At 66.6% G+C, this 21,761-nt stretch carries 22 protein-coding genes; 13 read left to right on the top strand and 9 right to left on the bottom strand.

The features are described from left to right. Positions 1 to 180: 180 nt before the first annotated feature. From J2W36_RS25760 to J2W36_RS25745, 4 genes are read left to right on the top strand one after another with little or no spacing between them, the layout of a single operon-like run. Complete coding sequence (locus J2W36_RS25760) at positions 181 to 1,650, top strand: cobyric acid synthase (RefSeq protein WP_307692639.1); 1,470 nt, start codon at positions 181 to 183, stop codon at positions 1,648 to 1,650. Between the two features lie 5 nt (positions 1,651 to 1,655). Continuing rightward, complete coding sequence (gene cobT / locus J2W36_RS25755) at positions 1,656 to 2,702, top strand: nicotinate-nucleotide--dimethylbenzimidazole phosphoribosyltransferase (protein WP_307692638.1); 1,047 nt, start codon at positions 1,656 to 1,658, stop codon at positions 2,700 to 2,702. Between the two features lie 31 nt (positions 2,703 to 2,733). After that, complete coding sequence (gene cobS, locus J2W36_RS25750; protein ID WP_307692637.1) at positions 2,734 to 3,522, top strand: adenosylcobinamide-GDP ribazoletransferase; 789 nt, start codon at positions 2,734 to 2,736, stop codon at positions 3,520 to 3,522. Beyond that, on the top strand, positions 3,519 to 4,088 hold the full coding sequence (locus J2W36_RS25745; protein WP_307692636.1) for a histidine phosphatase family protein: 570 nt from the start codon (positions 3,519 to 3,521) through the stop codon (positions 4,086 to 4,088). The genes cobS and J2W36_RS25745 overlap by 4 nt, the downstream gene beginning before the upstream one ends. A 2-nt stretch (positions 4,089 to 4,090) precedes the next feature. Here the strand turns inward: J2W36_RS25745 and J2W36_RS25740 are convergent, their stop codons facing one another. The 4 genes from J2W36_RS25740 to J2W36_RS25725 form a co-directional block, all read right to left on the bottom strand. Further along, positions 4,091 to 4,873: a hypothetical protein gene (locus tag J2W36_RS25740; protein WP_307692635.1), complete on the bottom strand. Its 783-nt coding sequence runs from the start codon at positions 4,871 to 4,873 to the stop codon at positions 4,091 to 4,093. A gap of 151 nt (positions 4,874 to 5,024) precedes the next feature. Next, positions 5,025 to 5,849 (bottom strand): ParB N-terminal domain-containing protein, encoded by an 825-nt coding sequence (locus J2W36_RS25735; protein WP_307692634.1) that lies wholly within the window; start codon positions 5,847 to 5,849, stop codon positions 5,025 to 5,027. Between the two features lie 67 nt (positions 5,850 to 5,916). Then, a complete protein-coding gene (nth, locus tag J2W36_RS25730) occupies positions 5,917 to 6,561 on the bottom strand; it encodes an endonuclease III (RefSeq protein ID WP_307692633.1) in 645 nt (214 codons plus the stop codon). After that, positions 6,558 to 7,493: a LysR family transcriptional regulator gene (locus tag J2W36_RS25725; RefSeq protein WP_307692632.1), complete on the bottom strand. Its 936-nt coding sequence runs from the start codon at positions 7,491 to 7,493 to the stop codon at positions 6,558 to 6,560. Before J2W36_RS25725 ends, nth begins: the two co-directional genes overlap by 4 nt. A gap of 77 nt (positions 7,494 to 7,570) precedes the next feature. Between J2W36_RS25725 and J2W36_RS25720 the strand changes: the two genes are divergently transcribed. From J2W36_RS25720 to J2W36_RS25695, 6 genes are all read left to right on the top strand, one after another. Then, entirely contained in the window at positions 7,571 to 8,482 is a 912-nt protein-coding gene (locus J2W36_RS25720; RefSeq protein WP_307692631.1) for a prephenate dehydrogenase, read from the top strand. A gap of 71 nt (positions 8,483 to 8,553) precedes the next feature. Further along, positions 8,554 to 9,381 carry an ABC transporter substrate-binding protein gene (locus tag J2W36_RS25715; protein WP_307692630.1) on the top strand — a complete coding sequence of 276 codons (828 nt, stop codon included), beginning with the start codon at positions 8,554 to 8,556 and terminating at the stop codon, positions 9,379 to 9,381. Between the two features lie 47 nt (positions 9,382 to 9,428). Next, positions 9,429 to 10,115 carry an amino acid ABC transporter permease gene (locus tag J2W36_RS25710; protein ID WP_307692629.1) on the top strand — a complete coding sequence of 229 codons (687 nt, stop codon included), beginning with the start codon at positions 9,429 to 9,431 and terminating at the stop codon, positions 10,113 to 10,115. A gap of 2 nt (positions 10,116 to 10,117) precedes the next feature. Then, a complete protein-coding gene (locus tag J2W36_RS25705) occupies positions 10,118 to 10,813 on the top strand; it encodes an amino acid ABC transporter permease (protein ID WP_307692628.1) in 696 nt (231 codons plus the stop codon). Between the two features lie 22 nt (positions 10,814 to 10,835). Beyond that, complete coding sequence (locus tag J2W36_RS25700) at positions 10,836 to 11,561, top strand: amino acid ABC transporter ATP-binding protein (protein ID WP_307692655.1); 726 nt, start codon at positions 10,836 to 10,838, stop codon at positions 11,559 to 11,561. A gap of 83 nt (positions 11,562 to 11,644) precedes the next feature. After that, positions 11,645 to 12,832 carry an aminotransferase-like domain-containing protein gene (locus tag J2W36_RS25695; RefSeq protein WP_307692627.1) on the top strand — a complete coding sequence of 396 codons (1,188 nt, stop codon included), beginning with the start codon at positions 11,645 to 11,647 and terminating at the stop codon, positions 12,830 to 12,832. A gap of 6 nt (positions 12,833 to 12,838) precedes the next feature. Here the strand turns inward: J2W36_RS25695 and J2W36_RS25690 are convergent, their stop codons facing one another. Continuing rightward, positions 12,839 to 13,066, bottom strand: a complete 228-nt coding sequence (locus tag J2W36_RS25690) for a hypothetical protein (RefSeq protein ID WP_307692626.1) — start codon at positions 13,064 to 13,066, stop codon at positions 12,839 to 12,841. An 81-nt stretch (positions 13,067 to 13,147) separates the two neighbouring features. Here J2W36_RS25690 and J2W36_RS25685 point away from each other — a divergent pair, with 81 nt between their 5' ends. Continuing rightward, positions 13,148 to 13,492 carry a DUF6172 family protein gene (locus J2W36_RS25685; RefSeq protein WP_307692625.1) on the top strand — a complete coding sequence of 115 codons (345 nt, stop codon included), beginning with the start codon at positions 13,148 to 13,150 and terminating at the stop codon, positions 13,490 to 13,492. A 41-nt stretch (positions 13,493 to 13,533) separates the two neighbouring features. On the opposite strand, the gene serB is transcribed toward J2W36_RS25685, so the two are convergent. Beyond that, complete coding sequence (gene serB / locus J2W36_RS25680; protein ID WP_307692624.1) at positions 13,534 to 14,247, bottom strand: phosphoserine phosphatase SerB; 714 nt, start codon at positions 14,245 to 14,247, stop codon at positions 13,534 to 13,536. Next, positions 14,244 to 17,729 carry a transcription-repair coupling factor gene (gene mfd / locus J2W36_RS25675; RefSeq protein WP_307692623.1) on the bottom strand — a complete coding sequence of 1,162 codons (3,486 nt, stop codon included), beginning with the start codon at positions 17,727 to 17,729 and terminating at the stop codon, positions 14,244 to 14,246. The genes serB and mfd overlap by 4 nt, the downstream gene beginning before the upstream one ends. 147 nt (positions 17,730 to 17,876) lie before the next feature. Here mfd and ispD point away from each other — a divergent pair, with 147 nt between their 5' ends. After that, the gene (ispD, locus tag J2W36_RS25670; RefSeq protein ID WP_307692622.1) at positions 17,877 to 18,623 is read left to right on the top strand and encodes a 2-C-methyl-D-erythritol 4-phosphate cytidylyltransferase; all 747 of its coding nucleotides are present in this window, start codon (positions 17,877 to 17,879) and stop codon (positions 18,621 to 18,623) included. Continuing rightward, positions 18,620 to 19,141, top strand: a complete 522-nt coding sequence (gene ispF / locus J2W36_RS25665; RefSeq protein ID WP_307692621.1) for a 2-C-methyl-D-erythritol 2,4-cyclodiphosphate synthase — start codon at positions 18,620 to 18,622, stop codon at positions 19,139 to 19,141. The genes ispD and ispF overlap by 4 nt, the downstream gene beginning before the upstream one ends. Before the next feature lie 92 nt (positions 19,142 to 19,233). On the opposite strand, the gene J2W36_RS25660 is transcribed toward ispF, so the two are convergent. Further along, positions 19,234 to 20,652 (bottom strand): ATP-binding protein, encoded by a 1,419-nt coding sequence (locus tag J2W36_RS25660; protein ID WP_307692654.1) that lies wholly within the window; start codon positions 20,650 to 20,652, stop codon positions 19,234 to 19,236. A 79-nt stretch (positions 20,653 to 20,731) separates the two neighbouring features. Beyond that, positions 20,732 to 21,463, bottom strand: coding sequence for an osmolarity response regulator transcription factor OmpR (ompR, locus tag J2W36_RS25655; protein ID WP_307692620.1), 732 nt, complete (start codon positions 21,461 to 21,463; stop codon positions 20,732 to 20,734). Between the last annotated feature and the right edge of the window lie 298 nt (positions 21,464 to 21,761).

The following is a 21,761-nucleotide window of genomic DNA, read 5'->3' as shown; positions in this document are numbered from 1 at the left end:
TCAACACACGCATTGCTTGTCAGTTCTCAGGTGGAAGGTTGTACCAACCATCCAATACGCGCCGGGAAGCCCACTGGATGCGTCCAAGACACAAAAAAATGCCAATGACCACGAAATTCGCAATCCAATGAATTTCTGTCATGGTCGCAGTCCCGACGCCGGCTCGGGGACAATCGGCGCATGAGTGATCAGGTGGAGCGCGCCCCGGCGCATTGCGTCATGGTGCTGGGTACCACCAGCGGTGCTGGCAAAAGCTGGGTGGCGACCGCGTTGTGCCGCTGGTATGCCCGCCAGGGGCTGAAGGTCGCCCCCTTCAAGGCGCAGAACATGAGCAACAACGCGCGCGTGGTCGCAGGCGGCGAGATTGGAAGCGCGCAGTACTTCCAGGCCCTGGCGGCACGCACGCGCCCCGACGTGCGCATGAACCCGCTGCTGCTCAAGCCGGAGCGCGACACGCACAGCCAAGTCGTGCTGCTCGGGCAGGTGAACGCCGAGCTGACCGCCTTGCCGTGGCGTGGACGCAGCGAACGCGTGTGGCCGCAGATCGCGCAGGCGCTGGATGCGTTGCGCGCGGAAAACGACGTGGTCGTGATCGAGGGCGCAGGCTCGCCCGCCGAGATCAACCTCATGGCCAGCGACATCGTGAACCTGCGCGTGGCCCGCCATGCGCAGGCGCGCTGCCTTCTGGTGACCGACATCGATCGCGGCGGTGCCTTCGCTCACCTTTATGGGACCTGGGCGCTCATGCCCGAGCCGGACCGCGCGCTGCTCGCGGGCTTTGTGCTCAATCGTTTTCGGGGCGACGCGAGCCTGCTCGCGCCAGCGCCCGAACAGCTGCAGGCGCTCACCGGCGTGCCCACGGTGGCAACGCTGCCCATGTGGTGGCAGCACGGCCTGCCTGAGGAAGACGGCGTGTTCGACGACCGCAGCACGGCCAGCGGCGATGTGAATCGGACCATCGCGGTCATCGCCTATCCGCGCATCAGCAACCTCGACGAGTTCCAGCCGCTGAAGAACGTGCCGGGTGTGCGCCTGCGCTGGGCGCGCAGCCCAGCAGATGTTGACGGCGCCGACTGGATCATCCTGCCGGGCTCCAAGCACACCAGCGGTGACCTGGCCTGGCTGCGCGCGCAGGGGCTGGACCGTGCCGTCGCCGCGCATGCGGCGCGTGGCGGTGCGGTGCTGGGCATCTGCGGCGGGCTGCAGATGCTGGGCGAAGCGCTGATCGATCCACATGGCATCGACGGCAATGCGCCCGGCCTCGGCCTGCTGCCGCTGGTGACCGTTTTCGCGCCCGACAAGACCGTGCGTGACCGCACCGCTACGTTCGGCGCGGTGGACGGCGCCTGGGCGCCGCTGGCCGGCCTGCAGGTCGGCGGCTATGAAATCCATCACGGGCAGACTGCGGCGCATGCGGCCATGGCAGCGGCCGGCGATGTCGCCCGACCGGTCATGCCTGAAGGCCTGGCCTGGCAGAACGGGCAGGGCAACGTGCTGGGCCTTTACCTGCACGGCTTGTTCGAGGACCCGGCCGTGCTGCAGGCCCTGTTCGGCGCCGCCGCCCCGACGCTGGATGCCGTCTTCGACGGCCTGGCCGACTTCATCGACCGCCATTTCCTGCCCGGTACATTGCACGCACTCACGCACTGACCCCCATGCCTCTTCCCATTCTTTTCCCGATCCCCGACCTGCACGACAGCGCGCTCGATCAGCGTCTGCAGACATTGCTCGACAACAAGACCAAGCCCGTGGGCTCGCTCGGCAAGCTGGAGGCGCTCGCCATGCGCCTGGGCGCCGTGCTGGGCACCGATGCGCCGGTGCTGGTGCAGCCGCAGATGGTCGTTTGCGCGGGCGATCACGGCCTGGCCCTGCGCGGCGTGTCCGCCTATCCGAGCGACGTCACCTGGCAGATGGTGGAGAACTTCCTGGCCGGCGGCGCGGCGGTCAGCGTGCTGGCGCGCCAGCATGGGCTGGCGATGACGGTCGTCGACTGCGGCGTGCGGCACGACTTCGCGCCGCGCCCGGGCCTGATCGTGCGCAAGATAGCACCAGGGACGGCCGATTCGTCCGTCGGCCCGGCCATGACCCTGATGCAGTGCGAGACCGCCATTGCCAACGGCATGGCGCTGGTGCGCGAATTGCCGGGCAATGCGCTGCTTCTCGGTGAAATGGGCATCGGCAATTCTTCCGCAGCGGCGTTGCTGCTGTCGCGCCTGGCCGGACTGGACATTGCCGTGTGCAGTGGCGTGGGCACGGGCCTGGACACAGCGGGCCTGGAGCGCAAACGCCAGGTGCTGCGCCAGGTGCTGGCGCTGCATGCCCAGGCAACCCATCCGCTGGACGCGCTCATGGCCTTCGGGGGGTTCGAAATCGCCACCCTCGTCGGCGTGGTGCTGCAGGCTGCGCGCGAGCGGCGGGTGATCGTGGTCGACGGCTTCATCGCCACTGCGGCCGTGCTGGTGGCCGAAGGGTTGCGCCCGAACGTGGTACAGCGCTGCGTGGCGGCGCACCGCTCGACCGAGCCCGGTCACGCGCTCATGCTGCAACACCTGGGGCTGGAACCTTTGCTCCAGCTCGACCTGCGTCTGGGCGAAGGCTCGGGGGCTGCATTGGCCTGGCCCCTGCTGCAGTCGGCGTGCCTCATCCTCAACCAGATGGCGAGCTTCGATTCGGCCGGCGTGTCGCGCAAGGATGGCGAGTGAGCAACGCCGGGCGTTCAGGGCACGGCGGACGATGAGCGTCGCTTCCGGTGTGCGCCACTTCCTGTTGGCGCTGCAGTTCTTCACACGCATTCCGGTCACCGGCCGTCTGGCGCAGTGGGTGGGTTACAGCCCGGCCATGCTGCAGGCAAGCGCGGCGTACTTCCCGGCGGTCGGTGTTCTGGTGGGCGCCTGGGGGGCGCTGGTGTTCGGCGCAGCGCTGGCCGCGTGGCCCGCGCCGGTGGCGGCGATGCTGTGCATGGTCGCGACCGTGCTGCTCACCGGTGCCTTCCACGAAGACGGGCTGGCCGACGTCGCTGACGGACTGGGCGGCAGCTCGCAACGCGAACGTGCGCTGGAAATCATGAAGGACTCGCGCATCGGCGCCTTTGGCGCCATCGCGCTCGTGCTGGCCCTGGGTCTGAAGGCCGCGCTGCTCGTCGCCCTGACGCTTCAGGGGGCAGGGCCGGCCTGTGTCGCCGTGCTGGCCGCGCATGTGCTGTCGCGGCTCGCGCCGCTGGGCGTGATGCGTGCGCTGCCTTACGTGGGCGGCGATGGCGGCAAGGCCAAGCCGATGGCCCATGCGCTCAGCTTGCCAGCCCTTGGCATCGCGCTGTGCTGGTCGTTGCCGGTTGCGGTGCTGCTCGTGGCCGTGCATGGCATCGGCCATGGCGTGACGGCGCTCCTGGGCGCTGCCGTGGTCACCGTGCTGATGGCCGCGCGGTTCCGGCGTCGGCTGGGCGGTTTCACGGGCGACTGCCTGGGGGCGACACAGCAGGTTGCTGAACTCGCCATCTACCTGGCCTTGGCAGCACGGCTGTGAAGCTCTGGCTGCTGCGCCACGCGCCGGTCGATGCGCCTACCGGCCTGTGCTACGGCACGACCGACTTCGCGGCCCAGGCCGATGCAACCCAGCGGGCTGCGGCGGCCATGGCACCGTCGCTGTCCATCGGGATCGAGGTGCGTACCTCGCCATTGCAACGCTGCACGCAACTGGCCGCAGCGCTTGCGCACAGGCGTGCGGACCTGGCTGTGCCGCGCGTGGACCCGCGCCTGGCTGAACTGGACTTCGGCGACTGGGAGGGGCGCCCGTGGCAGGCCATTCCTCGTGCCGAGATCGATGCCTGGGCCGCTGACTTCTGCGATGCACGGCCGGGTCGCGGTGGCGAAAGCACGCGCACGTTCATGCAGCGCGTCGGCGCCGCGTGGGACGAATGGTGTGCATCGGGACACGACGCGTTGTGGATCACCCATGCCGGTGTCATCCGTGCCGTCACCCTGCTGCAGCGGGGCGTGCGCCTGCCGGCGAGCGCCGACGCATGGCCCGTGGCGGGTGTTGCCTGCGGCGCGTGGTCGGTGGTGGAGCGCAGCAGCGGCGCGCGCAACTGAATTCAGCGCAGGAAAGCGTGGCCCATGGCCTCGAACGAGGCCCAGTCCAGCAGCATCGACAGCGGCCCCAGCGCGCTGACGCCGATCACTGCCCAGAACATGAACACGTCGGCGCCACGCTGGTTGCTGCGCGCATGCAGCACGACGGTCAGCACCATGGCGATCGCCAGCGCAACCAGCAGCGCCGTGCCGAGCCAGGCGGACATCGCCATCAGGGCGCGCGAGAGCGACATCGTGGTGGCAGGGGTGTAGTCGCCGAGCCGGGCCACGGGACTGACGCTCAAGCCGATGCGTGGACGTGCAATCGTGCAGTCGCACGCGGCGCTTTCACGCATGGCCGCGACGATCGCGGGAAGATCGGCTGACACGATGCTGCCCGTGCCGTTTGCAAATTCGAGCGCCTGCTCCACGCGCGTCAGGTGCGCAGGCTGTGGCGCTCCCGCGCGCATGGGCTGCATGCCGGAGGCCGGGGCGCTGTCGAGCGGCAACGGGGTGACCACGTGCCAGCGCGACGCATTGCGCAGCACGCCGAACTGGGTCTGCCCGTCCTGCGCACGCCAGAGGCTGTCGCGCAGCGTCTGTCCGTCGATCTCGAAATACCGGTCGGTCAACGCCTTGGCGAGTGGCCGCTGCGCACTGTGGGCGCCGTAGTGCGCCAGCCAGGCACTCAGCAGCACACACAGCAGCACCAGCAGCACGTCCTGGAGACGCAGGGAGGGGGTGGCGCTGCCCGGCACCCGGGGCAAGCGGTCGAGGGCAGGGCGGTAAGGGGTTCGAGAGCTCACGCTCCCATTTATCCGCTTCTGCGGCTGCCTTTGCTACCCTGAAACGTGAATCCTTTGTGAACTCTTTGTGGCAGATTTGCCAGTCCGGCGACGTTGGAGGTCTTTGGTACTCGTTCGGGCCGCGTGCGATCTTGCCGACGTATCCCTGTGCTCAGGAAGAGCGCAGCTGGCCCAGCAGATTGGCCACCTGCTTGCGCAACGCGTCGTTTTCCTTGGTGAGTTCGGCGACCCGCTTGCGCAGCGCTTCCAGCGCTTCGGTCGAAGCGCTGTCATCAGCTTCGGACCCGGTGCCTTCGGCGGCGGGTGCCTGCGCTTCGCGCGGCTTGCGCTTGGCATCGCGCACGCGTTTGGCCGCCTGCTTGAGTTCGTCCTTGCCACCGTGGGCGGCGGCCACCTGCTCCTCGGCCGGCAGGCTGGCCACGGCCGCCGCGGCATTCAGCGAGATCGTCCCCGACTTGACTGCCGCCACCAATTCGGGCGCAGCCTGCTTCTGGATCTTCTCGATCATCACCACCTGGCTGCTGCTCAGCCGAGCGGCGCGGGCGATCGCCTCGCGGCTGTTGAGCGGTGCCTGGGGCGGCAGCGTTTCATCGGCAGGATCGATGTCGAACGGCGGGTCATTGGGGTCCAGTGCCTCGGCGGCCTGGGCACGGCGCGCGTCGACGATCTCTTTTTTGCGCAATGCCAGCACGCCACGCAGGAAGTCCGACACGCTGCGGCGGCCCAGATGCTGGTCGATCATCCAGAGGTGCACGTCGTCCAGCGTCTTGAAACGCGTGTTCTGCACGGTCTGGAAGGCAATGCCGTGCTTCTGGCAGATGCCGTAGCGGTTGTGGCCGTCGACCAGCACATCGCCCCACAGCACCAGCGCGTCGCGACAGCCTTCGGTCAGGATGCTGCGTTCCAGCGCTTCGTATTCCTCCGGCGTCAACGGATCGATGTAGGCTTTCAGTTCTTCGTTGACGACGATGTTCATGGGAGGCGATGAGTGGGAAGGGGCGGCATTCTAAACGGCGGCCCTGTCCATGGCCTGCAGCGCGGTCTCAAGCCTTGGGCGCCGGCGTCTTTGGCTTGAAACTGCAGAAGGTCGCCACGGCGCACTCCCAACAACGCGGTTTGCGCGCCACGCATACATAGCGGCCGTGCAGGATCAGCCAGTGGTGCGCATGCAGCCGGTATTCCATCGGAATGCGCTTCTCCAGCTTGAGTTCGACCTCCAGCGGCGTCTTGCCCGGCGCCAGCCCGGTGCGGTTGCCCATGCGGAAGATGTGCGTGTCGACCGCGATCGTCGGCTCGCCGAAGGCCACGTTCAGCACGACGTTGGCCGTCTTGCGGCCCACGCCCGGCAGTGCCTCGAGTTCGGCGCGCGTTCGTGGCACTTCGCCGCCGTGTAGCTCGACCAGCATCCGGCACGCCTCGATCAGGTGCTTGGCCTTGCTGCGGTAGAGGCCGATGGTCTTGATGTAGCCCTCCAGGCCTTCCACACCCAGGTCGAGGATGGCCTGCGGCGTGTTGGCCACCGGAAAAAGCTTGCGCGTGGCCTTGTTCACGCCGACGTCGGTGGCTTGGGCGGACAGCAGCACGGCGGCCAGCAGCTCGAACGGCGAGGTGTATTCCAGCTCGGTCTCGGGCGTCGGATTGGCGGCGCGCAAGGTGTCGAAGAAGAGGACGATGTTTTCTTTTTTCATGGGGTGGGGGTCTTTCGGCTGCGCGCGGGTTTTTTGCTGCTTCCCCGCGTGCCCTCCCAGTGCTGGGCCAGCAATTGCACCATGTCTCGCCCTGCGCTGGAGAGAGGACGCTCGGCGCTGCTCATGGCGCTGGCCTGATAACGCACCGGCCGTGCCAGCGGGCGCAGCATCAGGCGGCTGCCCTCGCAATGGCGTGCGGTCATGTCGTCGACCACGGCCACGCCCCAGCCGCTGGCGGCAATGCTGCAGGCGACATAGGCATAGCGCACGTCCACCGTGGGTGTGATCGGCTCGCCCTGGGTGCCGACGAGCGTGTTGACCACCTTGCCATGCGGCGTTTCGTGCCCGAAGGAAATCACGTCGGGGCGCCGCAGCATGTCGAGCGTGATGCGTCGGTGTGCGGCCAGTGGATGGGTGGGTGCCATCGCGCAGAGCACCTCGCCTTCGCCGATCGGATGAACGTTGATGGCCGGGTGAAAGCTCTCCACGAAGGAGACCACGCCAATGTCGCACTCGCCGCTGAGCAACTGGTCGGTGATCTGCGCATGCGTGGCGATTTCCACCGTGATGTGCAGCCGCGGCAGGCGCGTCTTGATGTCGGCGATGGCGTGCGGCACGAGCTCCAACCCCGTGCTCAGGTTGGACGCGATGCGCAGCGTGTCGGCCACGCCGTAGCGCAGCTGCTCGGCATAGTGGCGCACCCGGTCGATGCTGCGGTAGGCGCTGTCGACCTCGCGCTTGAGCGCGTGGGCCTCCGGCGTCGGATGCAGCCGGCTGCCGGTGCGTTCGAACAGGGACACGCCGAGTTTGACCTCCAGGTAGCGCACCAGGCGGCTGACCGCGGGTTGGGAGACGTGCAGCGCCGCGGCCGCGCCGGAGATCGAGCCGGCCTGCATGACGGCGCGAAACACCTCGATCTGGCGCAGGTTCATGGGGTTAACGCAATGTTATGGAATTGCCATATTTTGGCATTTGCCAGCCACAGGCGCGACACAGGACACTGCCAGCCATGGCATCCCCATCGCTCTTTCCGCTCCCCGGCATCGACCGCATCGCGGTGTGCGGCGTAGGCCTGATCGGCGGCTCGATCGTGCGGGCGCTGCGCGCGATGGGGCGTCCCGTTCACATCACCGGCTTCGACACCGACGCTGCTCTGCTGGAGCGTCTTCGCGCCGAAGGCTGGATCGACGAAATTGCGCAGGAGGGCGGCGCGCTGTTCGACTCCCACGACCTGGTCGTGCTGTGCCAACCGGTCGGCTGCCTGGTGGAATTCATCGAGGAACATGGTGCGAGGATCGGTACGGGCCGTGCGGTCTGCCTGGACGTGGCCAGCGTCAAGGCACCGGTGGCGGCTGCACTGGCGCACGGCGGGCCGGCTGCGGTCGCGCGCTTCGTGCCGAGCCATCCGATCGCCGGCAAGGCACTGCACGGCTGGGCCGCTTCCGAAGCCGGCCTGTTCGAGGGCAAGCGCTGCGTACTCACTCCCGACGCCGGCACCGATCGCACGGCACTGGACACCGCGCAGGCCTTCTGGTCGCTGCTTGGTGCGCAGGTCGCCACGATGCCTGCATCGGCGCATGACGCCGTGTATGCGGCCATCAGCCATCTGCCCCAAGTGCTCACCTACGCCTACCTGCACAGCCTGGCCGCGCGACCCGACGCACGTGAATGGCCTGCCTATCAGGGCTCCGGCTTCGTTGGATTCACGCGCCTGGGTTCGTCCGATGCGGCGCTCTGGGCCGACATTGCAGTCCACAATCGCCGTCCGCTGATCCATGAAATCGATTGCCTGAGCGACGCGCTGGCGCTGATGCGGCACCAGCTTGCGTTGGGTGATGCGGGCGCATTGGCCGAGTCCTTCGAAGCCGCGCGGCACTTTCATGCCGAGAGTTCCCGGCCTGCCGCGGGTTCGGCCGACTGATCCTGGCGCATTTTCCCTTTCCTCGTTCCGTTTCCTTTCCCCGTTCCTCACCACCACCTCCTGGAGCTTCGATGAAACTGCCTGCTACCACCGTCCGCTTCGCGCTGGCCGCACTCACGGTCCTTGCATCCCTGGGTGCCCACGCTGACCAACTCGCCGACATGAAGGCGCGCGGCACGCTGGTCTGCGGCACGCTGACCACGACCGAGCCGCTGGGCTTCCAGGACCCGCAGACCCGCCAGATCGTCGGCTTCGACGTGGACATGTGCGCGGCCATTGCCAAGCACATGGGCCTGAAGCTGGAGCACAAGGGCCTGTCGATCGAGCAGCGCATTCCCGAACTGTCCACCGGCCGTGTCGACCTGGTGTCGGCTGCGCTGGGCTACACCAAGGAGCGCGCCCAGCAGGTCGCGTTCACGGCGGCGCACTACCAGGTGCCGATCCGCGTGATGGTCAAGAAGAGCGCCGGCATCGACAGCTTCGCCAAGCTGGCCGACAAGCGGGTGAGTGCGGTCAAGAGCGCCACCACCGAGATCTTCGCCCGCCGTGGTCTGCCCAAGACCGAAATCGTCACCTACCAGGACGGCCCGTCCGCCTACCTGGCCCTCATGCAGGACAAGGTCGACGGCTTTTCGACGTCGCACACGGCCGGCCTGCGCTACCTGGCCGAGTCCAAGGGTGAAGCTGTCTTCATCAACGACAGCCTGGCCTGGGAGCCGACGGCGCTGGGCGTGAAGAAGGACGAGCCCGCGCTGCTGGCCGCGGTCAACAAGACGCTGGAAGACATGGAGAAGGCCGGCGAGATCGATACGCTGTGGACCAAGTGGTACGGCCCGAACACGCGCTTTGCGTTTGCGCGTGAGAAGAAGCTCACGCCGATTTCGACCTTCGCGCAGTAAGCGCAGGCTGCCGTTCGACCGCGCATCGCCATTCTGCTGAAGACGCCATGAAAGACCTGCTGCTCGCCAACCCGGACTATGCGACGCTGCTCCTGCATGGTCTTGGCGTCACGGCCAAACTGTTCGCCATCAGCTGGGTGCTGGCGATGATTCTGGCGTCGCTGCTGATGGCCGTGCGCAGCGCGGCGGGGCCATGGGCACAGCGTGCGGTCTGGCTCTTTGTCGAATACCACCGCAACGTGCCCGGGCTGGTGCAGATCTTCGTCTGGTACTTCGGCGTCCCGCAGCTGCTGCCCAAGGCGATGCAGCAGTGGGTGAACCGGCACGATGGCGAGTTCGTTCTGTCGTGCATCGCGCTCACGCTCTACGCCGCTGCCTACATGAGCGAAGACTTGCGCAGCGGATTGCGCTCGCTGCCGCGCGGGCAGGCCGACGCGGCGCGCTCGCTGGGCATGAACTACCGCCAGTCGCTGATGCACATCCTGCTGCCGCAGGCGCTGCGGGCTGCGCTGCCGCCGCTGGTCAACCAGACGCTGGCGCTGTTCAAGGCGACGAGCCTGGCCATGACCGTGGGCGTGGCCGACCTGATGCACGCGACGCGGCAGATCGAAAACGAGACCTATCGCACCTTCGAGGCGTTCGTGATCGCCTCGGCCTGCTATCTCGCGATTTCCTGGCTCATCATGGGCGTGGGCGCCTATGCCAGCCGGCGCTTTTCTGCCGCGAGGCACTGAACATGTTCGACATCCTGCGCGACTATGGCCTGATCCTGTTGATCGGCCAGTACCCGCAAGGCCCGCTCGGTGGCCTCGCGATGACGCTGATCCTGGCGGCCGCTGCGTTGCTGCTGTCGTTCCCGCTCGCGGTGCTCGTGGGCATTGCGCGCACGTCGCCGTACCGGTGGGTGGGCTGGGCCGCCGCTGCGTACGCCAACTCGATCCGCGGGCTGCCGCTGCTGCTGCTCGTGTTCTGGGCCTATTTTGCGGTGCCGATGCTCACCGGCGGCGGCGTCAGCGCCACCGCGATGATGCTGGTGGCCCTGGTCGTCTATGAAAGCGCCTACCTCGGCGAGATCGTGCGTGCCGGGATCGTCGCGCTGCCGCGTGGCCAGCAGGAGGCCGCACGCACGCTCGGCATGGGCTACTGGACGACGCTGCGCAAGGTCATCCTGCCGCAGGCGCTCTACAACATGATCCCCAGCATGCTCAACCAGTTCGTGGTGGTGGTGAAGAACACGTCGCTGGCCTACGTGATCGGCGTGGATGAGCTCACCAACGCTGCCTACCAGGTCAACGGCCAGCTACTGACCCGGCCTTTCGAGGTCTACGCACTGTTGGCGATCACCTATTTCATCGTCTGCTTCTCGCTCAGCCGTGGGGTCGAGCAGGTGGAGCGGCGCATCACCGCGGCGCGCCGCAGCCGGCCGGCCTGAGGAGAAAGTCGAAATGACGTCGATGCTCGAGTTCATCCAGGTCCGCAAGTCCTTCGGTGCCACGACGGTCATCGACGGCATCACGGCCGAAGTCAAGGCGGGCGAGGTCGTGGTGGTCTGCGGCCCCTCGGGCTCCGGCAAGTCGACCCTCATCCGCACCGTCAATCGGCTCGAAGCGATCGACAGCGGCACCATCCGCGTGAATGGCAACGACGTGCATGCGCCGGGCACCGACCTCAACCGCCTGCGCACCGGCATCGGCTTCGTGTTCCAGCAGTTCAACCTGTTCCCGCACCTGAGCGCGCTCGACAACGTGATGCTCGCGCCCATGCAGGTGCGAGGCACGTCGAAAAGCGAGGCGAGGGAGATGGCGCAGGCGCTGCTCGCGCGGGTGGGTCTGGCAGAGAAGGCCGAGCGCTTCCCCGGCGAGCTTTCTGGAGGCCAGCAGCAGCGCGTGGCGATCGCGCGCACGCTGGCCATGCAGCCCCCGCTCATCCTGTTCGACGAACCCACCAGTGCGCTCGACCCTGAAATGGTGGGCGAGGTGCTCGCCGTCATGAAAGACCTCGCGCGACAGGGCATGACGATGGTCTGCGTGACGCACGAGATGGGTTTCGCCCGCGAAGTGGCCGACACCGTCTGGTTCCTGGACGCGGGTCGCGTGCTCGAGCGTGGCACGCCTGACGCTTTTTTCCAAACGCCGCAGCACCCCCGCGCGCAGAAGTTCATCGCCGACATCCGTGGCTGAAAACGGCGGTTGAAAGCCACAGCCGCGCGCCCGGCAAACCGGGCTGCGCGACAATGGCAGCTGTTCAAGAGAGAGCCCTTCCCATGCAATTCGCTTCCCGCCTCGACAACGTCGAAACCTCTGCCATCCGCGAGCTGTTCAAGCTGCTCGGAACGCCGGGCATCATCAGCTTTGCGGGTGGTTTCCCCGACAGTGCGATGTTCGACGTCAAGGGCCTGAAGGAAGCGGCGAACCGCGCGCTCGACCAGGAAGCCGGCGGCGCGCTGCAGTACGGGGCGACCGAAGGCTACGAACCGTTGCGCAAGCAACTCTCGGCCTTCATGAAAACCAAGGGTGTCGAGGTCGACCCCAGCGGCCTGATCGTCACCACCGGCAGCCAGCAGGCGCTCGACCTGCTGGGCAAGACCATGATTTCGCCGGGCGACAAGGTGATCGTCGAAGGCCCCACCTTCCTGGCCACCATCCAGTGTTTCCGCCTGTACGGCGCACATCTCATCAGCGCGCCGGTCGATGCCAACGGCGTGAAGACCGATGAGCTGGAGAAGCTCATCGCCGAACACAAGCCCAAGTTCGTCTACCTGATCCCGACCTTCGGCAACCCGAGCGGTGCCATGCTCAGCCTGGAGCGCCGCAAGAAGGTGCTGGAGATGGCGGTGAAGTACCAGACGCTGATCGTCGAGGACGATCCGTACGGCGACCTGTATTTCGGCGAAGCCCCGCCACCATCGATCCTGTCGCTGAGCCAGTCGGTGCCTGGCAGCCGCGAATTCATCGCGCATTGCGGCAGCCTGAGCAAGGTGCTGAGCCCCGGCCTGCGGATCGGCTGGATGATCGCGCCGGCCGAACTGCTGGCCAAGGCCACCATGTGCAAGCAGTTCAGCGACGCGCACACCAGCACCTTCGCCCAGGCCACCGCAGCGCAATACCTGCAGAGCGGTCGCATGCCCGCCACGCTGGCCCACGTGCGCAAGGTCTATGGCGAGCGCGCCCAGGCCATGGGCGCTGCGCTCCAGCGTGAACTGGGCGATGCCATCAGCTTTACCCAACCGGCGGGCGGCCTGTTCTTCTGGGCGCGCCTGACGGGCGCCAACGGCAAGCTGGCCGACGCCAACGTGCTGGCCCAACGCGCCATTGCGCAACTCGTGGCCTTCGTGCCCGGTGCGCCGTTTTTCGCCGAGAACCCTGACGTGGCCACCCTGCGCCTGAGCTTTGCCACCGCCAACGTCGAGAAGATCGAAGAAGGCATCGCCCGCCTGGGCAAGGCGCTCTGACCCGTCTTACGGCGAGCGGTGCAGCCTGGGTGCGGAGAGCAGTTCCAGGTTCTCCGCAATCGCCGCATCGACGTTGCGGTACTTTCCGGTCAGGCGCGAGAGCGTCATGATGGTTTGAAGGGCCTTGAGGTCCTTCACGCTCGGCGCCACCTTGATCTGTGCGATCGCGGCCGTGGCGTTGCCGCCGTTGATCAGCGCCATCACCTTGCTTGCCCAGTCGTTTGCGCGTGCCATAGATTGCTACCCCTGCTTTCGAATTGAGCGCCGACTGTACACAGCCGGCGACGCCATCCCACCCCCAAGTTACGATCACCCATGAAAAAAACGTTTCAACTCCGCCCTGAAGGCAAGCATCCCGACCGCGTCCTCGAAGCCATCAAGCACGAAATCCGCAAGTATGTCCAGCGCGAACGCCGGCGTGTGCCGCCCAAGGGCTCCGATTACTGGGAGTTCGACTGCCGCTTCGGTGCGACCGAAGAGGTTGCGGAATCGGTGCACCTGGGCGCGCTGGCCAAGCTGATGGATGGCGTGGCAGCGGCGGAGGGGACGAAGTTCTACGTCGAGATCCTGGCCAAGCCGGCCCAGTTCAAGCCGCGGCCCGAAGGCATGGTGGGCGAGCGTCGGGCACCGCATCCGGAAGACGACGGCTTCGACGACTGACCGAAGCCTGGTCCGTCTTCGCGCGTATTGCCGCGCCTGTTTCAGGCCCGCACCACGTCGAGCAGCCGATCCAGACCGCCTTCGTTGATCGCCACCATCGCCTGCTCGCGCACCTTCGGCTTGGCATGGAAGGCGACCGACAGGCCGGCCTCGGCCATCATCGGCAGGTCGTTTGCGCCGTCGCCGACCGCCATGGTCTGCGCCGTCGAAATGCCCAGCAGCGACGCCACTTCCAGCAAGGTGCGACGCTTCTCCGCGCCGTCGCAGATGTCACCCCAGCTCTGCGTCACCACCTTGCCCGTGAGTCGTCCACCGGCTTCTTCGAGCAGATTCGATCGGGCGAAGTCGATGCCCAGCCGCGCCTTCACCCGGTCCGCGAAGAAGGTGAAGCCGCCCGAAACCAGAAGGATCTTGAGGCCGGCTGCCTTGCAGGCGGCCACCAGTTCGGACGCGCCCGGGTTCAGGCGCAGCCGCGCGTCGTAGACCTCCTGCAGCGCGCCGACCGTCACGCCTTCGAGCAGCGCCACGCGGCGCGTGAGGCTTTCCTTGAAGTCCTTGATCTCGCCGCGCATCGTGGCTTCGGTGATGGCCGCGACCTCGGCCTTCTTGCCGACCGCATCGGCGATCTCGTCGATGCATTCGATGTTGATCAGCGTCGAGTCCATGTCGAACGCGATGAGCTTGAAATCGGCGAGCGCGAGCGGCGGCGTGAAGCGCTGCACCACGAGGCCGGGTGCGAATTCGGTGAAGCTCATACGAGGACGGGTTCCTGTTGGGTCTTGGGTTGGCCGAGGCTGCGCAGCACGTCGCGCACCATCTGTGCGCGGTCCTTGGGCTCTTTGAGCTCTCGCTCGATGCGCAGCTTCTCGTTGCCTGCCAGCTTGATGTGCTTGTTCTTCTGGATCAGTTGGATGATCGCCATCGAATCGATCGGCGGATCTTTCTTGAAGGTGATATGGATCACGCCCGGCGCCGCGTCGACCTTCACCACGCCATAGGGGCGCGCCAGCACGCGCAGGCGGTGCACGTCAATGAGCGTCTGCGCCTGCGTCGGCAGCTTGCCGAAGCGGTCGACGATCTCCTCGAGCAGCCCGTCGATCTGCGCGGGTGTCTTGGCGGTTGCGAGCTTCTTGTAGAACGACAGCCGCAGGTGCACGTCGCCGCAATAGTCGTCGGGCAGCAGGGCAGGGGCGTGCAGGTTGATCTCGGTCGTGACGTTGAGCGGCGACAGCAGGTCGGGTTCACGGCCGGCCTTGAGGGCGGCCACCGCCTCGCTGAGCATCTCGTTGTAGAGCTGGAAGCCGATCTCCATCATGTTGCCGCTCTGGTTTTCGCCCAGTACCTCGCCGGTGCCGCGTATTTCCAGGTCGTGCATCGCGAGGTAGAAGCCCGAACCCAGTTCCTCCATCTGCTGGATCGCCTCCAGCCGCTGGGCAGCTTGCTTGGTCAGGCCTTCGATGTCCGGCACCATCAGGTAGGCGTAGGCCTGGTGATGGCTGCGCCCGACGCGCCCGCGCAGCTGGTGCAACTGCGCCAGGCCGAACTTGTCGGCGCGGCTCATCACGATGGTGTTGGCCGTCGGCACGTCGATACCGGTCTCGATGATGGTCGAGCACAGGAGGATGTTGTAGCGCTGCGCCACGAAGTCGCGCATCACGCGTTCCAGCTCGCGCTCGGGCATCTGGCCATGGGCCACGGCGATGCGGGCTTCCGGAAGGATCTCTTCGAGCTTCTGCCGCCGGTTCTCGATGGTCTCGACCTCGTTGTGCAGGAAGTAGACCTGCCCGCCGCGCTTCAACTCACGCAGCACGGCCTCGCGGATCACGCCGTTGCCCTCGGTGCGCACGAAGGTCTTGATGGCGAGGCGCCGCTGCGGCGCGGTGGCGATCACACTCAGGTCGCGCAGGCCTTCGAGCGCCATGCCCAGCGTGCGCGGAATCGGCGTGGCCGTGAGCGTGAGCACGTCGACCTCGGCGCGCATCGCCTTCATCGCCTCCTTGTGGCGCACGCCGAAGCGGTGCTCTTCGTCGATGATGAGCAGGCCGAGGTTCTTGAACTGGACGGTCTGGGAGAGCAGCTTGTGCGTGCCCACCACGATGTCGATGCTGCCGTCGGCCAGTCCCTTGGCCGCTGCGGTGATCTCCTTGGCCGAGCGGAAACGGCTCATCTCGGCCACACGCACCGGCCACTTGCCGAAGCGGTCGACGAGCGTCTGGTAGTGCTGTTCGGCCAGCAGCGTGGTCGGCGCGAGAAACGCCACCTGCTTGCCCCCGGTGATGGCGATGAAAGCGGCGCGCAGCGCCACCTCGGTCTTGCCGAAGCCCACGTCGCCACAAACCAGGCGGTCCATCGGCTGCGGCGAGATCATGTCCTGGATCACGGCGTGGATCGCGGCCTTCTGGTCGGCTGTCTCGTCGAAGCCGAAGTCGTTGGCGAAGACTTCATAGTCGGCGGCCGAGTAGCGGAAGGCGTGGCCCTGGCGCGCGGCGCGGCGGGCGTAGATGTTGAGCAGCTCGGCGGCGGAATCGCGCACCTGTTCGGCGGCGCGACGCTTGGCCTTTTCCCACTGGCCGGAGCCGAGCTTGTGCAGCGGCGCCTCGTCCGCGCTCACGCCGGTGTAGCGGCTGATCTGATGCAGCTGGCTGACGGGCACGTAGAGCGTGGCCTTGTCGGCGTATTCCAGGTGCAGCATCTCCTGCATCAGCGGGTTGCCGGCGGCGTCCTTTCCCTGGCCCAGGTCCATGTTGATCAAACCGCGGTAGCGGCCGATGCCATGCGCGGTATGGACGACCGGGTCGCCCAGGTTGAGCTCGCTCAGGTCCTTGATTAAGGCCTCGACGTCGCTCACGTGCTCCTGGCGCTTGTTGCGCCGCCGCGTGGAGGGTGCGGTGGCGAACAGCTCGGTCTCGGTGACGAAGTCGATGCCGCGCTCGCGCCAGGCGAAGCCAGCGGACAGGGCGGCGGTCGCAATGCCGATCTTCTCGCTGCCCTCGGCGTCGAACTCGGCCAGCGAGTCGAAGGCCGGCGGGCTCACGCCGCTTGCGCGCAGGAAGTCGAGCAGGCTTTCGCGGCGACCGTCGCTTTCGGCGATCAGCAGCACGCGATGGGGCGTGGCAGCAATGTGCGCCTTCAGACCGGTAAGGGGGTCGTCGGCGCCGCGCACCACCGCGAACGGCGGCAGCACGTCGAATTCGGCGTAGGGAGTCTCTGTCGATGCATCGCCGCGGATTGCCAGTTGCGCATGCGGCTTGGCGCGAAGGTAGAACTGGTCGGCACTCAGGAACAGTGCTTCGGGCGGCAGCGCCGGGCGTTCGGGGTCGCCGCGCACCAGTCGATAGCGTTCGGCCGTGTCTTGCCAGAAATGCTGGAAGGCCGGCTCGAGGTCGCCGTGGAGCACCACGGTGGCCTCGGCGCCCAGGTAGTCGAACACCGTGGCCGTCTCTTCGAAGAACAGCGGCAGGTAGTACTCGATGCCGGCGGTCGCAACGCCGTTGCCCATGTCCTTGTAGATCCGGCTGCGCGTCGGGTCGCCTTCGAGCAGTTCGCGCCAGCGGCTGCGAAAGCGGGTGCGCGCGTCGTCGTCCATCGGAAACTCGCGGCCGGGCAGCAGGCGCACTTCAGGCACCGGGTACAGGCTGCGCTGTGAATCGGGGTCGAAGGTGCGGATGGAGTCGATTTCGTCGTCGAACAGGTCGACGCGAAAGGGCACCAGCGAGCCCATCGGGAACAGGTCGATCAGCCCGCCGCGCACGGCGTATTCACCGGGACTCACGACCTGCGTCACATGGCTGTACCCAGCCAGGGTGAGCTGCGCCTTCAGCTTGGACTCCTGCAGCTTCTGCCGGGTCTTGAAATGGAAGGTGTAGCCCGCCAGGAAGGCCGGTGGCGCCAGGCGGTAGAGCGCAGTGGTGGCGGGCACCAGCACCACGTCGGCCTCTCGCTGGCTGATGCGCCACAGCGTGGCCAGCCGTTCGCTGATCAGGTCCTGATGCGGGGAAAAGCTGTCGTAGGGCAGCGTTTCCCAGTCGGGGAAGAGGGCGCAGCGCAGTTCGGGCGCAAAGAAGGCCATCTCGTCGATGAGGCGTCGCGCGTCATTGGCGTCGGCTGTGAAGATGGCCGTGGCGCGGCCCGCCTTCTTCTCGCGTTCGGCGAGTTGGGCGATCAGCAGCGCGTCTGCGGACAGGGGCGGTCGCGGCAGCGTGAAACGCTTGCCCGCATTGAGGATGGGAAGGTCCATGAAATGCCTGTGAAATGCAGAACACCCCGCGCGGGCTGCGAAGGGTGTGCTTGCATGACAGCCCGCGCCGGTCAGCGCAGGTTGCGATGTCCCCGATTCTAGAATGGAGCCCCTTTTGCTGCTGGTCGCTCGACGAACGGCCCTTTCATGCACGCTGCACCTTCTTCCGAGCGACGCGCCCCCCGGCACCATGTGCTGATTCCCTGCGCCGGCGTGGGTGCGCGCGCCGGCGGCGCCGGGCCCAAGCAGTACCGGTCGATCGCTGGTTTGCCAGTCGTGGCGCATACGCTGGCCGCCTTTCGGGCGCTGCGCGGCAGGTTCTCGACACTCACGCTGATCGTGTCGGCCGACGACGACCGGGTCGGCGCGGTGCTGCCGGATTTCCCGGTTCTGGCGCAAGGCGAGCATTTGCTGCGGCGCGGTGGCGCAAGCCGTGCTGCCACGGTGCACAACGGCCTGGTGGACCTGCGCGCCAGAGGTGCCCATGCCGAGGACTGGGTGCTGGTACACGACGCTGCACGCTGTCTGGTGACACCGGCGCAGATCGACGCATTGATGGTGGCCTGTCAGGACGACGGCGTGGGTGGGCTGCTGGCGCAGCGGCTGGCCGACACGCTCAAGTCGTCGACGCCCGAGGGTCGCGTGAGTGCGACGCTGGCACGTGCCGACAAATGGCTGGCCCAGACGCCGCAGATGTTCCGCGTCGGCATGCTGCTCGACGCGCTGGAGCGCGCTGGCGACACCGTCACCGACGAGGCGAGTGCCATCGAACACCTGGGACTGTCCCCGCTGCTGGTGGCGGGCAGCGCGCAGAATTTCAAAGTCACCTATCCCGAGGATTTCTCGCTGGCTGAGGCGGTGCTGCTTGCCCGCCGCGCGCGCATTGCCCTATGACTGCTTCCACCGACACCACGCCGACCCAGGCGATTGCACCATTCCCGTTTCGCATCGGCGAGGGTTGGGATGTCCACCAGCTCGTGGCTGGACGCAAGTTGATCCTGGGCGGTATCGAGGTACCGCACACCACCGGCCTGCTGGGTCATTCCGACGCCGACGTGCTTCTGCATGCGATCACCGACGCGCTGCTCGGCGCTGCCGGGCTGGGAGACATCGGCCGGCATTTTCCGGACACCGACGCGCAGTTCCGCGGAGCCGACTCGGCCGTGCTGCTGGCCGAGGCTGCGCGCCGTGTGCGTGCGCAGGGCTGGGAAATCGGCAATGTCGACAGCACCGTGATCGCGCAGGCGCCCAAGCTAGCGCCGCACATTCCGCTCATGTGCGCGCGCATCGCACAGGTGCTGGGCATTGCGCTGGCGCAAGTCAATGTGAAGGCCAAGACGGCCGAGAAGCTGGGACCGGTGGGCGAGGGGCGTGCCATGGAGGCGCGCGCCGCCACATTGCTCTTTCGCTGAGACCCTGAGGCCCCTGAAACGCTGAGATCCTGCACCAGGCCCGGTGCGACAAGCCGCCCCGTGTATGTCTGCTTCGGCGTGTGCGGTGCGGCTCAGGCGGCAGGATGCTTGCGTGCGAACAACACCGTTTCGCTCTTGGGTACTGGCGCGCGCGGCACGCGGATGTGGGCGGCAAAGCCGTGGCCCGGTGTGCTCGTGAGGGCAAATGTGCCGCCCATGCGCTCGATGTTCTTGGCCACAATCGACAGGCCCAGGCCGGCGCCTGCGGCCGAGGTACGGGCCACATCGCCCCGGAAAAACGGCTTGGTCAATTGCGAGAGGATGGCCGGCGATACGCCCACGCCATGGTCGCGCACCTTGATGAGCACGGTGTCGTTGTGCGCTTGCGCCTGGATGGTCACGTCGGCCGTCCGGGTGTCGGGTGTCTTGCCGTAGCGGCGCGCATTCTCCAGCAGGTTGGAGATCACGCGCGTGAGCTCGACCTCGTCGGCCAGCACGCGCAGGTCCGGTGCAATATCGACCTTGATGGCGATGTCGCCATTGTCCTCGACCGCGTAGCTGCACGCATCCACCACCTCGCGCAGCAGCACGGGCTTGACCTCGACATGATCCGGCCGCGCATAGTCGAGGAACTTGTCGATGATCGCGTCGAGCTGCGCAATGTCTGCCGCCATGTGATTGCGCGCGTCTTCGTCGGCCACACTCATTTCGGTTTCCAGGCGAAGGCGTGCAAGCGGTGTGCGCAGGTCGTGCGAAATGCCGGCCAGCATCACGGCCCGATCCTGCTCGATCTTCGCCAACTGGTCTGCCATGCGATTGAAGCCGATGTTGACCGCGCGGATTTCGTTGGTGCGCGCGCTTTCGTCGAGCCGATGCGCCTCGTACTCACCCTCGCGCACTTGGCGTGTGGCACGCGACAACTGCTTGAGGGGGCGGTTGATGAAGCGTGTAATGAGCGCCGCGCCGGCCAGTGACAATGCCATGGCCGTCACGAGCCAGACCAGCCAGGTGCGCCCCCCCACGCTGGTGAAGCGCGTCGGGTCGAGCAGCAGCCAGTACATGTCGCCCTCGATCGTGAAGCCGACCCAGAGCCCAGGCTCCTCGTTGACGCGATTGGCCACGGTCGTGCCATCGCCCAGCTGCGCCATGAGCTCCTCGTTCATGCGTTCGTCGAGCGCACCGCTGGTGTAGGGTTCCCAACGATCGCCTGGCTCGCGCGGCAGAATACGCACGCCTTCCTGGTCGGCCAGGGTCTTGATGAGCGACACACGCGTGATCGCATCGGAATACACGAGCGCCGCACGCGTGAGGTTCACGAGCGAGGCGATCTGGTGGGCTGTCTGCACGGCGCGCGGCTCATACTCCAGCGCCCTGAAGGTCTGCAGCCAGGCGACCGTGCAACCAATCAGCAGCAGTGCGAGCAGGAAAAAGGTTCGCCAGAAAAGGCTGAAGCCAAGCTTGAGTCTCACGCGGCGGCGGGGGGTGCCCAGTCCTTCCAGCGGGCCCGGCATGGCGAACTGGAAACTCTCTTCGGCGGGGGCGGGCGATGCCGAGACTGTGGTGCCAGGGTGAGACACGTCGCGTTCAAGCTCAGGCCGTGCCGTCGGGCACGAACACGTAGCCCACGCCCCAGACCGTCTGGATATAGCGCGGCGCCGCGGCGTCGGTTTCCACCAGCTTTCGCAGGCGTGAAATCTGCACGTCAAGGCTGCGGTCGAAGGGCTCGAATTCGCGACCTCGTGCCAACTGTGCGAGCTTCTCTCGCGACAGCGGCTGTCGTGGATGGCGCACCAGCGCCTTGAGCATTGCGAATTCGCCAGTGGTCAGAGACAACTCTTCACCGTCTTTCTTCAGCGTGCGCGACCCCAGGTCGAAACTGAACGGGCCAAAGCTCACGGTCTCGTTGTCGGTGGACGGTGCTCCCGGCGCTTCCAGGGGCGGGCGTCGGCGCAGCACGGCGTGCACGCGCGCGAGCAGCTCGCGTGGGTTGAACGGCTTGCCCAGATAGTCGTCTGCACCGACTTCCAGGCCCACGATGCGGTCGACGTCCTCGCCCTTGGCGGTGAGCATGATGATCGGTGTGCGGTCATTGGCCGCACGCAGGCGGCGGCACACCGACAGGCCATCTTCACCCGGCATCATCAGGTCGAGCACGATCAGGTCCACCGTGTCGCGCAGCAAAATCCGGTTGAGTGCCTTGCCGTCCTCGGCAACGATGACCTCGAAGCCTTCCTGCGTCAGGTAGCGGCGCAGCAGGTCGCGGATGCGGGCGTCGTCGTCAACGATTACAACCTTGTCGGTGCGGGTGAGAGTTTGAGTCATTTCTACTACACTGAATTTGTAACAACGCTGATTCTGAGGGCGTTGTGGGCGGCAAATTCCCGGTCGGCTCCTTGTCTGACACTAAGTTACATAACTTGCGCACAAAAGCGAAGCATGCATACGTCGGTTGCAAAGCGCTGGCAAAGTCGAAGAATTGATGTTCCCATCCCCTATGAATTCGATCGCACGCACGCTGCCTTTTCTGCTCGCGGGCGCCTGTTCGCCCTTGTGGGCGGAGCCAGCGACGCTGGCGTCGGCGAAAGATCTGCGCCCAAGCGAACTGCGTGCGGCCGTCCAA

The organism is Variovorax ginsengisoli (assembly GCF_030811835.1).
Taxonomy (GTDB): Bacteria; Pseudomonadota; Gammaproteobacteria; order Burkholderiales; family Burkholderiaceae_C; genus Variovorax; species Variovorax ginsengisoli_C.
Note: the sequence above shows the minus strand (reverse complement) of the source record. Positions and strands in the feature narration are given on the sequence as shown.